The sequence below is a fragment of the Candidatus Pantoea gossypiicola genome (genome assembly GCF_008632075.1).
Classification (GTDB): domain Bacteria; phylum Pseudomonadota; class Gammaproteobacteria; order Enterobacterales; family Enterobacteriaceae; genus Pantoea; species Pantoea gossypiicola.
The window spans coordinates 15,584-35,502 of record NZ_VWVM01000023.1 but is presented as its reverse complement, the minus strand read 5'-3'; the positions used below and the strand labels follow the sequence as shown (position 1 = coordinate 35,502).

The window sequence follows — 19,919 nt, the reverse complement described above, 5'->3', positions numbered from 1 at the left end:
ACAAGTGTAACAACTGAGAGCCTGCCTTGCCTGGCCGTTACGCTTACACCGCACTTTTTTGTCTTTTATGCTGATAAATCAGCCTTTAACCTGTGCCCCGGAAAGCGTTTGTAACACTTTGAGCTGCGCGACGGCTTCCTGCATCGCGTCCATTCCCTGCGTCAGTTCACGCAGGCTGCCGAGATGCTTCGCAATGTCGGCGCGCTCATGTCGGGTCTGCTGATTCATGGCCGCCAGCGTATCGGCCGCGCTGATGCTGCGCTCCGCCATCTGTGCAGCCGTCTGCGCCGAGTCACTGGCTACCAGCCGGATCCGTGAGATGGTGGTAACCGCCTCGCCGATGTTATTCGCCGTGGCTTCAGCCTGCTCTTTCGACGAATGGGCCAGACGACGAACTTCGCCTGCTACCACGGCAAAGCCGCGGCCAGCCTCGCCTGCACGAGCTGCTTCTACGGCAGCATTCAGCGCCAGGATATTGGTCTGGAAGGCTATGTTGCTGATACCATGCGTAATCTCATTGATGCCATTCGAGATTTTTTCCAGATCGTCCAGCCCTTCATCCAGCCGCCCCTGCGCCTGCTGACTCTCAGTGGCGATGTTGCTGATATTACGGATACTGCTTTCTGCCAGACTCAGCGTTTCACCCTGGCTCTGAGTCGCCGTTTCCAGCACCGGCAGCGCCTCCATCAGCGGCGTCAGCGCCTGCTGATAGTTGATCACCCGATCCAGCACCCGTGTCTGAATGCTGTTCAGCGCTTCCCAGCGGCGCAAGGCGCGCTGCGCGTAATGTGCGGCGTAACCAGCATATTCCACCGGAAACTGGCTCATCGCTTTGACGTCATGATTGAAAAACACCAGCGCCGAAAGCGTCTGATTGATTGGCACGCCCAGAATTTCGCCAAAGCTTGAGAAACCAGCGGCAGCAATGCCTTTGAAGAAGTGGGCATTGTGCAGTTTATCGGCATTACCGACACGACGTAGAATACAGTCGTTCATGAGTATTGCGGCCGGTTTGCCATGCCGGGCAGTAAAAGCCTGCCACTCCTGCTGTGTCGCCTGTTTAAAGTCTTTTTCTTCCATCAGGAACAGTCGATCGCCAAACTCAAGGTCACAGAAAAAGTGCACGCCACCCGATTCAATTTTGGCGATTGAGCGAATAAAGTATTCGCCGCCGACTTTGACACCGAAGGTCAGCCCCTTTAGCCGCTCGTTCAACTGCGCTTCGGTGCAGCTCAGATGTTCACACAGCGACGCGACAAACGGCTGTTGCTGACCCTGACGGTTAAATACAGAAGTGACGGTGCGCGCAATCGGATCGGCTTCAGCAATCAGCCAGCTCTGCTCGCGTGGCGTGAAGTTCTGGCTTTTAAAAGGCGCAAAGGATTTCCCAGCAGCCATCTGGCAGAACACAATGACGGCTTTGCCCTGCAATACCCTGCCACCCGCACCAATCCAGGTGCCATCAAAGGTAATTTTGCCACCCGCTGAACCGCCAATCGCCAGGCAGGGAAAACGCCCGCTGTTATACCAGGCCTGCATCAGAAAGCCTTCTGACGCAGACAAGCCGTCACAGTAAATCATCGCAAAAGTCCGATCGGCCGAGAGGGGCATCCGTACCTGCAACCGCATCAGCTCCTGCTGAATGGCGGTAATACGCTGACTGGCGGTCTGCGTATCGGCAACATGCAGATCGACAATGTGCGTTTCATGGCTGGCGATCAGCGTGTCGGGCAGCCAGAGATAACTTCCTTCCGGGCCGTTGCCATCACAGTAGGTACTTTGCGATCGGCTGCTGCTCAGCGCACCGTTGGAAGAGAGCGTCAGCACCGTCAGATCGGGGGTGTTAAAGCGCTGCCAGGCCTGACTGACCCGCTGAAAATCGGCTTCAGGCGGAACAAACGTCATCAGAATCCCGCCCGCGCGCGAGCTTAAACCAATGGAAGAGAGTGAATCTGGCAACGCACGACAATCCCAGGTGCCATTCGCTGGCTGGCTGCTACGCCTGAGACGGGCAACAGGCAGGCGTCTTTTGATCGTCTTAATGATCGACATATTATTATTTTCGCTTTTATTTGAATAAATTGCGCTTAATTCGCATTGTCTGGTGTGTATTAAAAGGAGGGCTAAATGCAGGTCCGTTCGCGTTCAGAACTCGTCGCTGAGTGCCGGGTTCATCATTGACTGGCGCGCTCAACGCCATTGGGTTATCGCCACCAGCGGGAAAACCTTTAGCAATTGCTGCAGTTGGTTTAATGGATGAGTTTGTTACAAAATCGTAGCATAAAATAACCCAGGACGGGAGTCTGGCGGGCGGATGTAAAGCTGTGCTGGTGACTGATGTCTACTGTTTGCGATGCAGACTCACCCGTTTTTAATGAGCTGGGTCTTTTTTATTGTGGCGGTCGGTAAAAGAGAGCGCTCAGAGGGTTATTCTGCCGCCTCCAGGCGTCTCTCTTAATCGGGCGACTTCACCGCTAAAATGAGCAGCGCTTTACTCATTATGCACTCTGCTCCTGCCAGTGCCGTTCGCAACGCTCCCGAGCTTCGGCAGGCAGATCGCGTAAATCGGGCAGCGTATCGCCGGAACCGTAGCCCATTGATCCCATCGCTTCCTGCTGTTCATCCTGCGCGGCAAAGGTGATTTTCTCCTCCAGTTTCTGCCAGCTATCACCCTGTTGCCGGGAGATAACAGCAAAAGTGGGCGTTTGTGCATCGTCGCCATAGATTTCATATTTCTGCTTATGCTCGTCAGAACCAAACTCAAGCGTGTCGATTAATGTCGCGTCGCTCATAATATTCTCCTTTTCGTCAGACCTTTAAGCGTAGTTCATCGGTCATTTCCCTGCTGTGGCAAACCGGTAGAAGAAATTTAATCTCCGCCTTATCAAAACCTTGACGCTGTGCATTTGCATAAACGAAGCGGGCGGCTATGCTTCCTGGTGTGACTAGCTAGTCCTTTTTATCTCACGGAACATTGATATGAGGTCTTCCTATGACACAACAGAAATACAGAGGTGGTGCCGGTAATTTTGCCAACGATCCGGAACGTGCGAGTGAAGCTGGCAGTGCAGGAGGCAAGGTCAGTGGGGGCAATTTCAAAAACGATCATGAAAAAGCCAGGGAAGCCGGTCGGAAAGGAGGCAAGATTAGTCGCCGTCCTTCTAAGTAATTCTGAATAAAGCGCTTTAGGACGTTTTACGCCATGGAGTGGCATCTCTCGTGAGTGAAACCACGACAATGTCCGTCCCTCATCTGGCTCTGCCATAAAATACTTTTACGCTATTCCACCGCTCTGGTATTCGCAACCCGGATAGCAGGTCTGACGGCACGCTTTATTTTCAGTCGCATGAGCCGTGATTTCAGCCCGCCTGTCCTGTCGGACAGACGAGCTGACTGCGTTATTTAACGTCACGATGCCGGGTCAGATAGTGCTTCACCAGCACAAAGAACAGCGGAACGAAGAATAATGCCAGCACGGTACCTGCCAGCGTGCCGCCAATGATACCGGTGCCGATGGCGATGCGGCTGTTAGCACCGGCACCGGTCGCCACCGCCAGCGGGATCACCCCGGCGATAAAGGCCAGTGAGGTCATCATAATCGGTCGCAGGCGGGTTCGTGCCGCCAGTAACGCCGCAGCACTCAGCGAACTGCCCCGACGCACCGCATCCTCGGCAAATTCGATAATCAGTATCGCGTTCTTGGAAGTCAGCCCGACCGTGGTCAGTAACGCCACCTGGAAGTAGATATCGTTGCTTAATCCGCGCAACGCCACGGCCAGCACCGTACCCAGTACACCGAGTGGCACCGCTAACAGCACGGAGAAGGGCACTGACCAGCTCTCATACAGCGCAGCCAGACAGAGGAAAACCACCAGAATCGAGATCGCATAGAGCGTGGTCGATTGCCCACCCGCCTGCTTCTCCTGCAGCGAGAGTCCGCTCCACGCGCCCGTCGTGCCTGCCGGTAGTTCATTGGCCAGCCGCTCAAGGGTGTTCATGGCATCACCGGAGCTGAACCCTTCGGCGTTCTGACCCTGAATTTCATAGGAGGCAGAACCATTGTAGCGGTTAAGACTTTCCGGTCCCATAGTCCAGCGGGTCGAGGCAAACGCCGAGAACGGTGTCATGGTGCCTTCACTGTTACGGATGTACCACTTATCCAGATCCGACGGTGCGGAGCGATACTGACCATCGCCCTGCAGATAAACGCGCTTCACCCGGCCACGATCAATAAAGTCATTGATGTAGGCTCCGCCCCAGGCGCTGGTCAGCGTGTCGGTCACATCGTCCAGCTGGAGGCCCAGCACCACCGCTTTGCTGGTATCAATATCAATCTGCAGCTGCGGAGTCTGTGGCAGGATATTCGCCCGCACGCCGCTCAGATCCGGGCTTTGCGCGGCGCTCTGTAACAGCTGATCGCGAAGGTTACTGAGTTGCTCACGCGTGGTGCCACCGCTGGCCAGCAGCTCATAGGTGAAGCCATTATTCTGTCCCAGCCCCGGCACCGACGGCGGCGTCAGCGCAAAGATCTGCGCATCCCGAATCGACGCAAGCGCATAAGTGGCGCGTCCGGCAATCGCTTCGGCAGAGTTCTCACTACCGGGTCGCTGGTCCCAGTTTTTAAGCTTGATAAACGCCATACCGGCATTCTGCGCCGCACCGCTGAAGTTAAAGCCATTGATGGTGAAAACCACATCAATATTCTGTTTCTCCTCCGTCAGAAACCAGTCAACAATCTGCTTATTGACCGCCTCGGTACGGCTGGCCGTGGCGCCTGCCGGCAATGTCGCCTGAAGCATAATGCTGCCCTGATCTTCAGTCGGCAGGAAACTACCCGGCAATCGGGTGAACATCACAAACAGTACTACGCCCATTGCGGCGTAAAGTGAAACCATGATTAGCGGACGACGCAACGTGCTCACGACTTTGTGACGATACTGACGCTCGGTGGCAGCATAGAAGCGGTTAAACCCGCCAAAGAAACCTTTGCGATGAGGTGTTGTTGGCCGCAGCAGCATGCCACACAGCGCAGGCGTCAGGGTCAGTGCCACCACCACAGAGAAGGTCATGGCGGCTATGATAGTGACGGAGAACTGCCGGTAGATCACGCCGGTTGAGCCGGCGAAAAAGGCCATAGGCAGAAAGACAGCGGAAAGTACCAGCGCGATAGCCACCAGTGCACCGGAGATCTCCTTCATCGACTTTTCCGTTGCCTCACGCGCCGGCAAACCTTCGTCATGCATAATGCGCTCGACGTTCTCAACCACCACGATTGCATCATCCACCAGCAGGCCGATGGCTAGCACCATCGCAAACAGCGTCAGGGTATTGATGGTATAGCCGCACAGCGCCAGCACGCCAAAGGTGCCGAGCAGCACGACCGGCACCGCCAGCGCCGGGATCAGCGTGGCGCGGATGTTTTGCAGGAACAGGTACATCACCACCACCACCAGCGCAATCGCTTCGATCAGGGTGATCACCACATCCTCAACGGAGATTTTGATGAAATCGGTACTGTCGAGGGCATAGGCCACTTCGTAACCTTCCGGCATAGAATGGCGATATTCTTCAACTTTGTTTTTGACCAGCGTCGCCGTGGCCAGCGCATTCGCACCCGGTGCCAGCATTACACCGACCCCCGCCGCAGGATGCCCGTTGAGTCGGGTGGTCATGTCATAAGATTCGCCGCCCAGCTCTACCCGCGCCACATCCCCTACCCGCACGATGGCACCACTTTTATCACTTTTAACAATGATGTTGCGGAATTGCTCCGGCGTCTGCAGCCGTGACTGCGCTCTGACCGTGGCCGTAAGTTGCTGATTGTCAGGCGATGGAAGGCCGCCGATTTTACCGGCTGAAACCTGAATATTCTGCGAGCGTATTGCTGCCGACACGTCAGAAGGCTGCAACGCATAAGAGCTTAGCTTGAAGGGATCGAGCCAGATGCGCATCGCGTACTGGCCGCCGAACACCTGGATGTCACCGACGCCTTCAGTCCTGGCCAGCGGCTCCTGCATATTGCTGACCAGCCAGTCGCCGATATCGGTGCTGTTGCTTTTACCTGTCGTGTCATACAGCCCCATCACCAGCAGGAAGTTCGACTGTGATTTGGTCACGGTGACGCCAAGCTGCTGCACCTCGCTGGGCAGACGCGAGAGCGCCTGCTGCACCTTGTTCTGCACCTGCACCTGCGCGGTATCCGGATCGGTGCCCTGACTAAAGGTGACGGTGACTGACACATTACCCTGCGAGCTGCTGCTGGAGGTAAAATAGAGCAGATTATCCAGCCCGGTCAGCTGCTGCTCAATCACCTGAGTAACGCTGTTCTCCAGCGTCTCCGCAGAGGCACCGGTGTAAGTCGCACTGATATTTACCGAGGGCGGTGCAACATCAGGATATTGTTCAACCGGCAACAGGGTGATGGAAAGCGCACCAAGCAGCATAATTAAAATGGCAACTACCCATGCGAACACGGGACGATAAATAAAAAAGCGAGAAAACATCAGCGGGATCTCATCCATTGGGGCGGGGGCAAAATCTGCATTCCTGCAGATCAACAAACTGCGTTGATTATAGGTTGTCACATCCGGTTAAACATCCTGACATTATCTTTTCCTGAACCGGGCTGATCGCGACGCTGTGCCGCCAGTTTGCTTTATAGCAACCAGATGGGTTTATAGCCGGTGTAATTGCTAAAAACATCGGTATGGAACGAATCTGATGATGCACTGAGCAAAATAGTCATCCCTGACTATCCTGAAATAAAGGATATCAACCAGGAGAGAACAATGAAATTTTTCTACTTCGTTTCGCTTATCGCCTCTGCACTCTATTTACTGATCTTTCTGCCCAAACTTCGTACCCGCCGGGAACCCATTGCCTACTGGGGATGCTGGATTTATCTGGGGGTCAACGCAATTTTCTGGGCGGTTTATGGCATCCGGCATTACATTTAGCGCGGAATTTTAAGCAAAGCGGTAAATCTTCATGTTTCTGGCGCTATCGTGCTGATAGGCAAGGCTAGCGCTGACAATAGGTTAAGTTTTTAGTAGCGGGTAGTTGCCGGTTATCACTTTGAGCTTGTCAGCCCTCCTTCCCGCGTAAAAGGATGATTTTTCCTCTGGTTCCGTTGTGGGATATAGTGGCTGCACTAACGTGAACACCTCTGCAAAACAGGTAATAACTGCCATGACTCTGATCCCTAAAAACTATTCGCGGCTGGAAAGCGGCTACCGTGAGAAAGCACTTAAAATCTATCCGTGGGTGTGTGGGCGCTGCTCACGCGAATTTGTTTATTCAAATCTGCGCGAGCTGACGGTTCACCATATCGATCACGACCACACCAACAATCCGGAAGATGGCAGTAACTGGGAGTTGTTGTGTCTCTATTGTCACGATCACGAGCACTCGAAGTACACCGAAGCTGATCAGTATGGCACCCGCGTGGTCGCAGGCGAGGATGCACAAAAAGATGTTGGTGAGGCGACCTACAATCCCTTTGCCGATCTGAAGTCGATGCTGAATAAGAAGAAGTAACCGCTGAATTTTTGAGCCTGTCAGGACAACAACGTGCTGACAGGCTCAGCCCCGTTCCGAACCTGCCGCATAAAAATCGCCCTGTAACTGCCAGGTCCACTTCGCGCTATCCAGATCCAGACAGAGCTCGACATCCTCCTGAAATCCGCGCTGTTGAAGTTCCAGCGCTGAAGCGCATTCGCGAAGAGATAACAGATTCAGCTGCTGCCAGGCGGCAACCGCACCCGCTGCTTCCGGGGAGAAGCAGTCACGCCCGATGGCTGCAATAATGCCACCGGCTGCAGCATAGTCCTCTATGGCCGGCCGAAGCGAGCCATCGGGCCAGCGCTCCCCACAGGGGATAACCAGAATGCGTTTAAAGTCCCGGCAGGCCATTGCAGTCTGCGAGAGGTTCCTGAAGCAACCGCTAAATAGGGTGACGTCCGTAACCCGATCACGGGCCAGGAAAGAAATCGCAGAACCATTGGGTGATGGCAGAACCAGCTTTTCACCCTTTTCAATTTTTCGAATCGAGGCAGGAGAAAGGCTAAAACCGCCAGCATCTGATAATCTGTCGTAGCTGGCGAGCCGTGCGCCGATGTTGTTTGCAAAACCGATGGCAGATGCATCCTTCCAGGGGTAAGGATAAACCTGTGCGCCATTGTCGACCGCCAGACTGACACAGGTGGAGAAAGACATCACATCGACGATCACGATGCACTCCACATCTTTTGCCGCGTAACGGACTGCGGCAGTCCCCCACTCAAGGCGAACGTCAAATCTGTCCTGATTACACCATTGCATATCTCATCCTCCGTTACAGCCTGTCAGGGGTGCACCGCTCAATCCATGACACGCCAGGGTCGATTAAAGTATCAGCACTGTCAAAAATCCATTGAGGTGATTAACGACACTAAAAATTGAGCGTCAACAACCTGGCCTTGTATAGTTAGCCAGGGCTTAAATCCTTACAACAACAACCAGGACGCAGGATGATGATTTCAAATGAGAATGCAGAACATTATAGCTGGGGGGACGGGTGCGATGGCTGGTATCTGATAAACCGCAAAGATATGTTAATCATTCATGAAAAAATGCCGCCCGCCACCCGTGAGAAAAGACACTATCATGCTTCATCCCGGCAGTTTTTCTTTGTTCTTCAGGGCGTGCTCTCGATGGAACTGGAGGGCGAAGTGCATGATATCTGTGCGCAACAGGGAATCGAAATTCCGCCGCACGCTAAACACCAGGCCAGAAATAACAGTGATGCGCCAGTAGAATTTATTGTCATTTCTCATCCGACAACACGCGGGGATCGTACTGACCTCTGATCTGCCAGCAGCGCCAGGTAATAGCGCTGTCTCATGAAGTAAACAGATATCTCATGAACAATATTTTAAATACCCGATCGGGTTGTTAATTTGTGGGGTAATAACGACACGTTATGTTTGTCCGACTCCCGTTACGCTAATAATGCCGTTGTGAATATTTTTTGCTTCAGCGTCCGGGTAGAAATATTAACCATAATGACCTTACCCGTAAGAAATCAAATCCCCCAAATATTACAGGCTCACTACTGCATTATTATTCCATTATAACAACACCTTACTCACAATCACTTTATTGCCAGTTATAACGGCCTTTCTATGCCTGATAAATAGTTCAGGGCATAACGCAGAGCCGTCTCGTTTATTATTGTATAATTCTCACGCTTATTTCATAGCAGGAAAACAGAGCACACGGCTCACCGAAACATTTTGAGAAAAAATTTTGCTGAATAATAGTCAGAATCCACGTTGTTGTTCCTTTTTATGTACCAGGCTTAGCCGATAACAATAGAGACAATGTGGAGCATTATGAAAGAGCAAAATCGCACAAATGGCATCGCCCCTTATGGGGGTGCTGCCGGTGGCTGGGGCGCACTAAAGGCGGTTGCCGATGCTATCCGTGGCCAGATGTCAGTAAAGCAGGATGTGATTGCCCTGTTTAAAGTTAATCAGCCGCAGGGCTTTGACTGTCCGGGCTGTGCCTGGCCTGACCCACAACACGCCTCATCCTTTGAGTTCTGCGAAAACGGGGCGAAAGCTGTCTCGTGGGAAGCCACCAGCAAGCGCACCACACCGGAATTTTTTGCCGCTCATACCGTGACTGAACTGTGGGAACGCAGCGCACTGCATCTGGAGGGCGAAGGACGGCTGACCCATCCCATGAAGTACGATGCCGCGACCGACACCTATCAGCCCATCGAATGGGAAACGGCGTTCCGGGAGATCGGTGAGCATCTGCGCAGCTACAACGATCCTGACAGCGTGGAGTTTTATACGTCTGGCCGCGCCTCCAATGAAGCGGCGTTCCTGTGGCAACTCTTCGCCCGTGAATATGGCACCAATAACTTCCCCGACTGCTCAAACATGTGTCACGAACCGACCAGCGTTGGCCTGCCGGAATCGATTGGCGTTGGCAAAGGTACGGTAGAGCTGGAGGATTTTGATCACTGTGATCTGGTGCTCTGCATCGGCCATAACCCTGGCACCAACCATCCACGCATGCTCGGCACGCTGCGTGAAGTCTCTAAACGCGGTGCCACTATCGTGGCGATTAACCCGCTGCGTGAACGCGGGCTGGAACGCTTTACTTCACCGCAAAGCCCGATTGAGATGCTGTCAATGAGCTCTACTGAGCTGGCTTCGACCTACTACAAAGTGCGGGTGGGCGGCGATGCAGCAATGCTCAAAGGCGTAATGAAGATCCTGCTCACCATGCACGAGGAGGCATTGAGCCAGGGCAAACCCGGCGTCATCGATGAAGTGTTTATCAGGGAGCACACCGAAGGTTTTGACGATCTCAAGGCCGACCTGGAGAGCACCGACTGGGCGCACATCCTTAAAGTCTCCGGCATGGCGCGTGAGGAGATCCAGCATATCGCCCGGCTCTACGCCAGCGCTGAACGAACCATCATCTGTTATGGCATGGGAATTACTCAGCACCAGTATGGTACCCAGAACGTGCAACAAATCGCCAACCTGCTGCTTATGCGCGGCAACATCGGTAAGCCGGGCGCGGGTATCTGTCCGTTACGTGGTCACTCTAATGTGCAGGGCGACCGCACTGTAGGCATCACTGAGATCCCGCCGCAATCGTTATTGGATGGTATTGAGAAAGTGTTTGGTTTCAGGCCGCCGCAGAAGCATGGTCACGGCGCTGTGGAGGCAATTAAGGCGATGCGCGATGGTAAAGCTAAAGCGCTGCTCTGTCTGGGGGGTAATCTGGCAGAGGCAATTTCAGATCCCCAGGTGACGTTCCCGGCCATGCGTAATTTAGATCTGGTAGTGCATATGGCCACCAAGCTCAACCGCTCACACCTGTTACTCGGCAAGCACAACTATCTGCTGCCGGTGCTGGGCCGGACTGAAACCGATGTTCAGGCGACCGGCGCACAGAGCGTGACCGTTGAAGATTCGATGTCGATGGTGCATGCCTCGCGTGGTTCGCTGAACCCGGCCTCACCCCATCTGAAATCTGAACCGGCGCTGGTCGCTTCACTCGCTAAGGCCACCCTGCCAGACAGCATGGTTGACTGGTCAGCCATGGTCGCCGATTACAGCCGCATCCGTGATGCCATTGAAGCCGTGTTCCCGGCGTTCGAAAACTTCAACGAGCGCATTAAGCATCCGGGAGGTTTCCGGCTCCATAATGCCGCATCAGAACGCGTCTGGCTCACGCCTTCCGGTCGTGCGCAGTTTAAAGTGATGCAGGGCATCAACGAAGATCCCCGCTCGCTGAAATGCCATGATCTGGTACTCACCACCCTGCGCAGTCACGACCAGTACAACACCACGCTGTACGGACTAAATGACCGCTATCGTGGCGTGACGGGCCGCCGCGATGTGCTGTTTATCAATGCGGAAGAGGCGGAAAAACGAGAGCTGCGTGTGGGTGACCGTGTCGATCTGATTGCGCTGGATCCGGAGGGTAATCCCACTTCGCGTCAGATGAAAAACCTGACCATCGTAATTATTGATATGGCACCAGGTTCAGTCGGCGCTTACTACCCGGAGGCCAATGTGATGGTTCCACTCGACAGCCACGATACTAAAAGCGGTATTCCCGCCTATAAAAGTATTCCAATCGCTATGACGCGCGTAACCGACGAGACGCACACTACCTCAGGTATTCTTCGTTAGTCTGACCTGCCAGACAGTGAAGAGTGAAGGTTGTCAGCGTGGCCGGTGTTCCGGCCACGCTGTTTTTACTTTTTGGGTCTGCTGGCATCATTTTTTCTGCCCTCGGCTTCTTTTATCGCCAGTAAAGCACCTCGCGCGAAGTAACCTGAGCGGCAGCGTCGTATACACTGTTGTGCTGAAAACAGTTCTATAAACGATCGTCTCTTATTTGCCTGCGCGGATGTTCAGCGCCCTATCGGAAAACTGCCATGTTTCACCTGATTTTCAGCTTACCCAGCTGGTATGTCATTGCGCGCGTCATCATTCCCTTATCACTGCCACTGGCCATCAAGATCCTGCTCTCAGCACTGGTGCTGCTGGCCTCACAATATCTGCTGGTAAGCCGCTTTACGTCTGGCGGCATTTTCTCCGCCGAAATGCCCCGCATTATCATCATCCTGTTTAACTGGGCGTACAGTACCGTGCTGCTGCTGGCGCTGCTGCAGATGCTGATGGATGCAGTCATGCTGATCGCGCTGCTGTTGCGATATCCGCTGGAGCTGGTGCCTGGTATTCGCTATCTGGCTGTGGTGCTGGCGATGATGCTGGCTGCTGTTGGCGTACAGCAGGCGATACGGGTTCCGCCGGTCAAAGAAGTGACGCTGGTGCTGCCCAATCTTCCGGCTGAGTTTGAGGGTTATCAGCTGCTGCAGCTGACCGACCTGCACATCACCCGGTTGTTTAATCGTGTGTGGACCGCCGCGATGGTTGAGCGGGCGATGTCTCTTAACGCCGATCTGATTGTGGTAACGGGCGATGTGATCGATGGCAGCCTTGAACACAGGCGTCATGACGTTGAACCACTGCGCGCGCTGACCGCCTCTGACGGCGTATGGGCAATTACCGGTAACCACGAATATTTCTTCCATCAGGCAGTCTGGACGGCCCATCTGGCCTCACTGGGGCTGCAGCCGCTGCTCAACAGCCACACCGTTATTCAGCGCGGCGCGGCAAAACTGGTGATTGCCGGCCTGCCGGACGCCTCCGCAGCTGGCAGAAATGCGATCGGCCCCGATCTGGCCCGCGCGCTGGCACAGGCACCTGAAAACGCACCGGTGATCCTGCTGGATCATCAGCCGCGCAATGCCCGCCAGAACGCGGCGCAGGGCGTAGATGTGCAGCTTTCAGGACATACGCATGGCGGTCTGATTATCGGACTGGACCGGCTGTTTGCTAAACCCAACGCCGGATTTGTGTCCGGGCTTTATCAGGTTGACGAAATGCAGCTCTATGTGAATAACGGCACGGCACTCTGGCCAGGCATGGCGGTCAGGCTGGGCCGTCCCTCGGAACTGACGCGGATTACTTTACGCCGCCAGCGGTGATCGTATGGCGAAACTGCGTCAGGAAAGTGCGGTTTTTGCAGGTGTGCTTAAGCTTGAGTGAGACAAAGGAGATCACCATGACGATGTTATGTACCGCCTGCGGCACCGCTTATCCGGCTCAGTCTTCTCATCAGCATTGCAAAATCTGCGAGGATGAACGTCAGTACGTTCCTGCCACGGGTCAGAGCTGGATCGCGTTTGACGCGCTGCGCGACAGCCACGCGAATAAGTGGACGGCCCACAGCGATGCGCTGTTAAGCCTTAAAACCGTGCCTGAGTTTGCTATTAATCAGCGAGCCTTTCTGCTGCATACGCCGAACGGCAACGTGCTCTGGGACTGTATTGCTAACCTTGATGACGCCACGTACACGCTGATCGCAGCGCTGGGCGGCATTGATGCTATCGCGATTTCACATCCGCACTACTACACCACCATGCAGGAGTGGGCTGAGGCGTTTAACGCGCCCCTTCATCTGCACGCCCGCGATAGGCAATGGATTGTCCGAAAGAGCCCGTACATCCGGTTCTGGGAGGGTGAATCTCACGCGCTGATGCCATCGGTTACGCTGTTACGGCTGGGCGGCCATTTTCCCGGAGGCAGCGTGCTGCACTGGGACGAGGGCGAAGGAGTGATGCTGGTGGGGGATATCATGCAGGTCACGCCGGGCGCGCATGGCGTGTCGTTTATGTGGAGCTACCCAAATATGCTGCCACTGTCAGCCGCCACGGTAGGCGACATCCTGCATCGGCTTGCTAACGTGACATTCGGGCAGCTTTATGGCGCGTTTGAAGGTCAGGATATTCGTGAGCAGGCGAAAGAAAAAGTGATGCGGTCGGGAGAAACCTATCTGGCCTGTCTGCGGGATCATCAGGCGTAGCGAGCGTTGAGAGAAAAACAGCCGCCCACAGGTGGCGGCTGTTTTAACACCATTACGCCGTCTGGAACACCGCAACCATGGTACGCAACTGCCCTGCGCGTGCGGCAAGCTCATCAGCAGAGGAGGCCGACTCTTCCACCAGCACGGCGTTCTGCTGCGTCACCTGATCCATCTGGTTCACTGCAATATTGACCTGTGAAATACCACTGCTCTGCTCCTCAGAAGAAGAAGAGATATCACGCATCAGCTGAGAGGTCTGTTCAATAGCACTGACGCTCTGCTTCACTTTGTCGCCCGCGTTCTGCGCCATCGCAATCCCTTCCTGTGCGTGACCAACTGACTGCTCAATCAGGCTCTTAATCTCTTTTGCTGCACTGGCGGAACGTTGTGCCAGCGCACGCACTTCGGATGCGACAACCGCAAAACCTTTGCCCTGCTCACCGGCGCGTGCCGCTTCAACCGCTGCATTCAATGCCAGAATATTGGTCTGGAAGGCGATACTGTCGATCACGGAGGTGATCTCTTCAATCTGACCTGAGCTGCCACGGATTTTGTGCATGGTCTGCATCACAGAATCCATTGCCGCGCCGCTTAACAGTGCCGCCTGTGTTGCTGATTCTGCGCGATCAGAGGCAAAGCGGGTGTTATCCGCATTCTGCTGAATAATTGATGCCAGCTGTTCCATGCTGGCCGCTGTTTCAGCCAGTGAAGCCGCCTGCTGTTCGGTGCGTGACGAAAGGTCGCCATTGCCACGGGCAATCTCTTCCGAAGAGTGGGCAATGGTGGCGGCGTTACCTTTGATATCCGAAACCAGCTGGGCAAGACGCTGCTGCATCCGCATCAGCGCATTCAGCAGTTCAGCCATTTCATTACTGCCTGAAATCGTCAGCTGTGCTGTCAGATCGCCTGCCGCAACGCGGCTGGCTACTTCAACCGCTTCTTTGACCGGGCGGGTCACAGAGCGGGTGATCATCACCGCCACCAAAACGGCCAGCAGAGCGACGGCCAGCAGACCTGCCAGCAGCAGATACTGTGCATGACGTTTTTTATCGATCTGCACATCCATCATCTGTTCCAGTCGGGAACTGGTTTGATCGCCCAGCTCCGCATAGCGGTTGATCGCCTGAGTAAACACCCGTACATATTCAACGGGTACCACGCTGGCGTGTCCGCTCACAAATATACTATCAGCCAGTTGCAGTGCGCCTTGTGCCTGCTGATTCGCATCCTCAGCTAGCCCTGAGAACGTCGTTTTCAGAGCCGGCTCAATGAAAAACGCCTTATCCAGATTTTTGCTGAACTGTGCCAGAGCCGTCCTGCCATTATCAATCTGGAACGCCAGACGACTGCGATCGGACTCAGAAATATTGCCACTGGCAATCAGCGACGTACCATTGGCTCGGATCTGACCCAACGTTTCAGTCAGCAGCGGCAGGCGGCTATAGATGCTGACGATCAGCTGGTAGGTATTTAAATCCGCATCCAGTGACAGTTGATAAAAATCCAGCACATCCTGATTGGTGTCCAGTAACGCCTGAATAAGATGGGCATGACGTGTCAGGCTGGTTGCCAGCGTGAGTTTGCCTGCGTTGATATCATCCTGCAGCTGACCCCACTCCTGATTAACCCGCTGCAGCGATTTCAGCGGTTGTGCCTGCTCGTCATCGTTGCGCAGATCGTCAGCAATTGTTCCGGATAACGTATTGATTTGCGAGACCAGTGCCAGACGTGGTGCGTTATCAGGCTTGTTAAGGGAGATGGCGATAGCGCTTTCCGCCCGATGGCGCTGCAGCAGGTTCAGTAACTGCAGGACTTTTTTCTCAACCGGAATACCGGTGAGTTCGACTTTTTTAGTATCAATAAGCTGGTTGCCTGTCTGAATAAACAGAAAGGTAGGTAAAATAAACAACACCAGTGCAAAGGATCCCAGTAACAGGAATTTTGCTGGCAAATTAATCCGGTCGAGTATTTTTTTCATTCTTTTCCGCTCTGATGTATGAGGCGTGCAGGTGAGTAGTGCACAAAATTGCTCGTGTAATATTATTTTTACCCTTTCTTTTGTATAGCCAGAGGCGCCTTATGCAGCGCAATAACGCTATGAAGAAAGGGGTTGGGTATAAAATCTCAGAAATGTATATCGCAACAGAAAGGAGTATAGATTGCGTTGCGTTATTTTACAGTGAATAAAATGACGATATTTACTGCAATATTCACCTAAGTCAAACTTACAAATAGTGATACATATCATATAGATAAAACAATAATATACACAAAAGCGTTTTTAGTCGTAAGCCTGACTTCAGCATCGCCGTTATGAAAATTAAGAAATTAAAGTTAATGTCATTGCCGCCGATAACAGACATCCGCACTGTATCGACTCAATTTCCATTCCGCTATTAACCCTGGAAAACGCTTTCCTTATAAATATCGACACAGTCTCAACTTACTCTAAAGAGTTAATTCCGGCAACATATGTTAATAATGAAATCGATTTCATTTCACTTTTATTTAAATAAAAATTATTCCTATTTCGCTTATAAAAGATAAAAAAAGCCCCCACAGTGTGGAGGCCAGAACTTTACTGCTCAGCGATCAGAAACTTTCCCAGTTCGCCTGAGTCATGTCGACGGTGTGGCGTTCAGGCTGCTTCGCCTGCAACAACGGACGACGTACACCAGCGGGCTGTTGCGACTGCGCGACACGCTGGTTACTGTTACCTTCCAGCGTAAAGGTCGCCACCAACCCTGACAGCGTCTCTGCCTGCTCCTGCAGCGATTTAGAGGCGGATGAAGCCTCTTCTACCAGCGAGGCGTTCTGTTGCGTCACCTCATCCATCTGGCCGATGGCCTGATGAACCTGCTCAATGCCCTTGCTCTGCTCAGACGTCGCCGCGGCAATCTCATTGACCAGATCGGCTACCTGCTGAATCGCCTGACGGACATTTTCACTGTTTGATCCTACACCGCTGGCCTGCTCTAAACCCTGCTCCACCTGTGAAACCGACGTTGAGATGAGGTCTTTGATTTCCCGTGCGGCAGAAGAAGAGCGTTGCGCCAGATTACGCACTTCAGACGCGACCACAGCAAAGCCGCGACCATGTTCACCGGCTCGTGCTGCTTCGACTGCTGCGTTCAGTGCCAGAATATTGGTCTGGAAGGCGATGCCTTCAATCAGCCCGGTGATTTCAGAGATTTTAGCTGAGCTGCTGCGGATCTCATCCATGGTACTCAGCATCTGCTCCACCGCCGCGCCATTCTGGATGGACATGTGATTGGCGTTATTCGCCAGGCTGCTGGCCTGATGCGCGCCTTCTGAGTTCTGTCGCACCGTTTCGCTCAGCGTCGCCATGCTGGCAGACGTCTGCTCCAGTGATGCCGCCTGCTCTTCCGTACGCGCGGAAAGATCTTCATTACCTGCAGCAATCTGCGTGGATCCGGCACTGACCGATTGCGCGGCGTGACTGACTGAAAGCAGCGTGCCGGAAACACGTGACAGCAACTGGTTAAACGCCATCGCCGTTTTGCCAATCTCATCCTTACTGCTGACTTCAGCGGTATGGGTCAGGTCAAGCGTATGACTCACCTGCGTCATCGTGTTGACGATGCCTGAGAGGCTCCTTTTAATGCCGAGGATAACCTTAGCGGAGAAACCTGCCAGCAGCAGAACAAGCAGCAGCGAGCCACCAGACATCGCCCACAGCGTCTGCGAATAAATGCGCTTGTTCTCAGCCCTGAGCTGTTCGCCAATATCAATATTCAGCTGAATCTGACGGGTATAATCCGCTTCCATTTTACGGGCAGCAGCACCCACACCATTATCACTCTGGAGTAATGGAAGCGTGACAGCATCATTATGGGCGCGTGACGCGGCAAGAAATTCCGGTAATGCGCTGCGTACCGCATCCAGATTTTTATTAGCCTGCTCAGTCATCGCTTTGTCTTCATCACTGGAGATGTCATTCGCCATATAATAATCATTCAGTGACTTAACCTGCTGAAGCAGATTTTCAATGCGCTCTTCGGCAGCAGGGAGTTTTGTCGCATCGCTGGTGCTCTGGTGGCGATAAAGCGCAATCCCTAACTGATTGGTGACACTGATCGATTTGTTGAGATCACGAATGCTGGGTATCGCATTCATCTGTACGTATTCAAAACGAGATTGAAAGCCCGAAATCACTGATAAAGAAATAATCACCAGCGCAATCAGTGACATTGCCAGCAGTGAGAAAATCAATACCAGACGCTGTGTAATAGTCATAAACGTCCCCTGGAGAGAAATAATTGTGAACCTGGTTTTAACTGGATTATTTTTATCGGCTTTCATCTGCAGGGCTTTAATCAATCGTAGAGGATATATTTTTATTTTTTTCCTTGAGTCTGTAACAGAGTGAACTACCTCACGATGTTCTCAGTTAGTGATCCCCTTTAACAACGCATCCCGACGAAAAATCTGCCAGCCTGCTTACACGATGTTTACACAACCCGATGGCCAGGATCGGGCTTCCGCTGCTGTTGGTATGGATCTGATGATTAGCCTGCTAATTCAACAGGATTGTTGACGATAATTGTTATTAAGAAGCACGTTATCACCATGAGAGAGGGCAACAGATCCTGCAACGTCAGTGCTGCGAATAGCAGGCGCTACCGGGAATGAACATTTGAAATGCGGGCATATCATCAGATTTACTGATACGTGTAAACGAAGCCGGATGAATACTGGCGATACATCTCTGAGATTTTAACGATTTGTGTCAGGGCCAGATTAAATCAGGGAATTCACTGGCGGAATGCTGATTCTGGTCTATGCTCACTGGCCCGACCAGGCTTAAGTCTGTCGCGCAGCAATAACGCTTACAATAAAAAGGTAGTTCTCATGGATTTAGCCACATTTGAAACCAGAACCGGTCTTTGGCCACACATGCATTTTACGGATGTTGAATATGAAGAGTGCAGTGCTGGCTTTGAGATCTATGCCATTGATGTCAGCCGCCAGACGAAGAGCAAGCTGTTCATTTGTCGCGTCACAACCGAACAGCAGGCAGCGTCGCTGACGGCGCAGTTCAAAGAGTGGCTGCCAAAGTTAAAGCTTAAAAAGCGCAAAGTTGCACTCAACCTGGCACGCATGGCCTGCGAGAAGAGCTATCCCGCTAATCCTAACTATCACGATCGTTCGGATATGGGGCGTCATTCGTCCAGGCTCTGAAGCCATTCAGTCAGCATCTGCCAGAGCAGAGTGGCTGAAATGCCTGCACTGAAGTGTTTTTTTCGGTTCTGCGGTGCGTATTAATCGTGCGCCGCAGGCATCTGAAACAGGCGACACTCTCCAGGCTCAACTGAGATATCACTGAAGGTCGTAATATGCATCTCTATCCAGGTATTTGCGGCTCGCAGTGTATGAGGTGCGTTGCGCTGTTGCAGCTCCGCCACAAAATCCCGGGTACTGACAGTAAACTGACCGGTATCATCCTGTCTTATCGCCTCTCTGAACGCATGCCAGATCTCATCATCCTGTGACATCGCATTGACTCCACAACGGCTTTTGTTTGAAAATAATGCTGTATGCATGAACAGTATAATTAATCTGTCAGGTGGTCAAGTCTGCATTCACCTGCTGTACGCTGCCTGAATTATGGCCATTAATAGCCGTAGCCGCAGGCAGATCAGGACTTTAATCCTAATCTTAGTAATCGTTTTCATATCCAATTAACTGACTGATCCTGCTCATTATTTTATATTGCAGGCATTTTAATTGTTTGATATCTAACTAAAAAAAAAGTTAACCGCAGCGGAAATAACAGCGGTTTTGCCCTATCTTTAAATGGCTCTGCAACGAAATCCACTTCTGTTTCAGAGTGATCTGACTCCTACCCTTGCCCCCTACAAAAAGGGGGCACTTTTTCAGATATCGCAGATGTCGACCGGAGTTAACTCTGCAGAACGATAATGTCTACGCGTACCGGTTAAACCTGCTGAAGACGT

General features: G+C 52.8%; 15 protein-coding genes. 8 read left to right on the top strand and 7 right to left on the bottom strand.

The window, feature by feature from the left end:
• Positions 1-78: 78 nt before the first annotated feature.
• Positions 79-2,052, bottom strand: coding sequence for a methyl-accepting chemotaxis protein (locus F3I20_RS20935; protein WP_150015206.1), 1,974 nt, complete (start codon positions 2,050-2,052; stop codon positions 79-81).
• Positions 2,053-2,498: 446 nt separating this feature from the next.
• Positions 2,499-2,792: a hypothetical protein gene (locus F3I20_RS20930; protein ID WP_150015207.1), complete on the bottom strand. Its 294-nt coding sequence runs from the start codon at positions 2,790-2,792 to the stop codon at positions 2,499-2,501.
• A 200-nt stretch (positions 2,793-2,992) separates the two neighbouring features.
• On the opposite strand from F3I20_RS20930, the gene F3I20_RS20925 reads away from it, so the two are divergent.
• Positions 2,993-3,169: a con-10 family general stress protein gene (locus F3I20_RS20925; RefSeq protein ID WP_009093122.1), complete on the top strand. Its 177-nt coding sequence runs from the start codon at positions 2,993-2,995 to the stop codon at positions 3,167-3,169.
• A gap of 229 nt (positions 3,170-3,398) precedes the next feature.
• Here the strand turns inward: F3I20_RS20925 and F3I20_RS20920 are convergent, their stop codons facing one another.
• Entirely contained in the window at positions 3,399-6,503 is a 3,105-nt protein-coding gene (locus tag F3I20_RS20920) for an efflux RND transporter permease subunit (RefSeq protein WP_150019503.1), read from the bottom strand.
• A gap of 285 nt (positions 6,504-6,788) precedes the next feature.
• On the opposite strand from F3I20_RS20920, the gene F3I20_RS24005 reads away from it, so the two are divergent.
• Positions 6,789-6,956: a hypothetical protein gene (locus tag F3I20_RS24005; protein ID WP_190286175.1), complete on the top strand. Its 168-nt coding sequence runs from the start codon at positions 6,789-6,791 to the stop codon at positions 6,954-6,956.
• Between the two features lie 232 nt (positions 6,957-7,188).
• Positions 7,189-7,536 (top strand): HNH nuclease YajD, encoded by a 348-nt coding sequence (gene yajD / locus F3I20_RS20915; RefSeq protein WP_150015209.1) that lies wholly within the window; start codon positions 7,189-7,191, stop codon positions 7,534-7,536.
• Between the two features lie 45 nt (positions 7,537-7,581).
• On the opposite strand, the gene F3I20_RS20910 is transcribed toward yajD, so the two are convergent.
• Positions 7,582-8,319 carry a 2-phosphosulfolactate phosphatase gene (locus tag F3I20_RS20910; protein WP_150015210.1) on the bottom strand — a complete coding sequence of 246 codons (738 nt, stop codon included), beginning with the start codon at positions 8,317-8,319 and terminating at the stop codon, positions 7,582-7,584.
• Positions 8,320-8,510: 191 nt separating this feature from the next.
• On the opposite strand from F3I20_RS20910, the gene F3I20_RS20905 reads away from it, so the two are divergent.
• From F3I20_RS20905 to F3I20_RS20890, 4 genes are all read left to right on the top strand, one after another.
• On the top strand, positions 8,511-8,846 hold the full coding sequence (locus tag F3I20_RS20905) for a cupin domain-containing protein (RefSeq protein WP_150015228.1): 336 nt from the start codon (positions 8,511-8,513) through the stop codon (positions 8,844-8,846).
• 525 nt (positions 8,847-9,371) lie between these two features.
• Entirely contained in the window at positions 9,372-11,699 is a 2,328-nt protein-coding gene (locus F3I20_RS20900; protein WP_150038582.1) for an FdhF/YdeP family oxidoreductase, read from the top strand.
• A gap of 248 nt (positions 11,700-11,947) precedes the next feature.
• Positions 11,948-13,063, top strand: coding sequence for a metallophosphoesterase (locus F3I20_RS20895; protein WP_150015212.1), 1,116 nt, complete (start codon positions 11,948-11,950; stop codon positions 13,061-13,063).
• 77 nt (positions 13,064-13,140) lie between these two features.
• Positions 13,141-13,941 carry an MBL fold metallo-hydrolase gene (locus F3I20_RS20890; RefSeq protein ID WP_150038584.1) on the top strand — a complete coding sequence of 267 codons (801 nt, stop codon included), beginning with the start codon at positions 13,141-13,143 and terminating at the stop codon, positions 13,939-13,941.
• Positions 13,942-13,993: 52 nt separating this feature from the next.
• Here F3I20_RS20890 and F3I20_RS20885 read toward each other — a convergent pair whose 3' ends face one another.
• Together F3I20_RS20885 and F3I20_RS20880 are read right to left on the bottom strand one after the other, a co-directional pair.
• Positions 13,994-15,919: a methyl-accepting chemotaxis protein gene (locus F3I20_RS20885; RefSeq protein WP_150015214.1), complete on the bottom strand. Its 1,926-nt coding sequence runs from the start codon at positions 15,917-15,919 to the stop codon at positions 13,994-13,996.
• A gap of 614 nt (positions 15,920-16,533) precedes the next feature.
• A complete protein-coding gene (locus F3I20_RS20880) occupies positions 16,534-18,198 on the bottom strand; it encodes a methyl-accepting chemotaxis protein (protein WP_150015215.1) in 1,665 nt (554 codons plus the stop codon).
• Positions 18,199-18,813: 615 nt separating this feature from the next.
• On the opposite strand from F3I20_RS20880, the gene F3I20_RS20875 reads away from it, so the two are divergent.
• On the top strand, positions 18,814-19,143 hold the full coding sequence (locus F3I20_RS20875; protein ID WP_150038586.1) for a hypothetical protein: 330 nt from the start codon (positions 18,814-18,816) through the stop codon (positions 19,141-19,143).
• 80 nt (positions 19,144-19,223) lie between these two features.
• Here the strand turns inward: F3I20_RS20875 and F3I20_RS20870 are convergent, their stop codons facing one another.
• Positions 19,224-19,457 (bottom strand): DNA polymerase V subunit, encoded by a 234-nt coding sequence (locus tag F3I20_RS20870; RefSeq protein ID WP_150015217.1) that lies wholly within the window; start codon positions 19,455-19,457, stop codon positions 19,224-19,226.
• Positions 19,458-19,919 lie beyond the last annotated feature (462 nt).

Bases quoted from the DNA above. Each gene is read 5' to 3' on its own strand.
- F3I20_RS20935 (WP_150015206.1), bottom strand. From the start codon at position 2,052: ATGTCGATCATTAAGACGATCAAAAGACGCCTGCCTGTTGCCCGTCTC.
- F3I20_RS20930 (WP_150015207.1), bottom strand. From the start codon at position 2,792: ATGAGCGACGCGACATTAATCGACACGCTTGAGTTTGGTTCTGACGAG.
- F3I20_RS20925 (WP_009093122.1), top strand. From the start codon at position 2,993: ATGACACAACAGAAATACAGAGGTGGTGCCGGTAATTTTGCCAACGAT.
- F3I20_RS20920 (WP_150019503.1), bottom strand. From the start codon at position 6,503: ATGTTTTCTCGCTTTTTTATTTATCGTCCCGTGTTCGCATGGGTAGTT.
- F3I20_RS24005 (WP_190286175.1), top strand. From the start codon at position 6,789: ATGAAATTTTTCTACTTCGTTTCGCTTATCGCCTCTGCACTCTATTTA.
- yajD (WP_150015209.1), top strand. From the start codon at position 7,189: ATGACTCTGATCCCTAAAAACTATTCGCGGCTGGAAAGCGGCTACCGT.
- F3I20_RS20910 (WP_150015210.1), bottom strand. From the start codon at position 8,319: ATGCAATGGTGTAATCAGGACAGATTTGACGTTCGCCTTGAGTGGGGG.
- F3I20_RS20905 (WP_150015228.1), top strand. From the start codon at position 8,511: ATGATTTCAAATGAGAATGCAGAACATTATAGCTGGGGGGACGGGTGC.
- F3I20_RS20900 (WP_150038582.1), top strand. From the start codon at position 9,372: ATGAAAGAGCAAAATCGCACAAATGGCATCGCCCCTTATGGGGGTGCT.
- F3I20_RS20895 (WP_150015212.1), top strand. From the start codon at position 11,948: ATGTTTCACCTGATTTTCAGCTTACCCAGCTGGTATGTCATTGCGCGC.
- F3I20_RS20890 (WP_150038584.1), top strand. From the start codon at position 13,141: ATGACGATGTTATGTACCGCCTGCGGCACCGCTTATCCGGCTCAGTCT.
- F3I20_RS20885 (WP_150015214.1), bottom strand. From the start codon at position 15,919: ATGAAAAAAATACTCGACCGGATTAATTTGCCAGCAAAATTCCTGTTA.
- F3I20_RS20880 (WP_150015215.1), bottom strand. From the start codon at position 18,198: ATGACTATTACACAGCGTCTGGTATTGATTTTCTCACTGCTGGCAATG.
- F3I20_RS20875 (WP_150038586.1), top strand. From the start codon at position 18,814: ATGGATTTAGCCACATTTGAAACCAGAACCGGTCTTTGGCCACACATG.
- F3I20_RS20870 (WP_150015217.1), bottom strand. From the start codon at position 19,457: ATGTCACAGGATGATGAGATCTGGCATGCGTTCAGAGAGGCGATAAGA.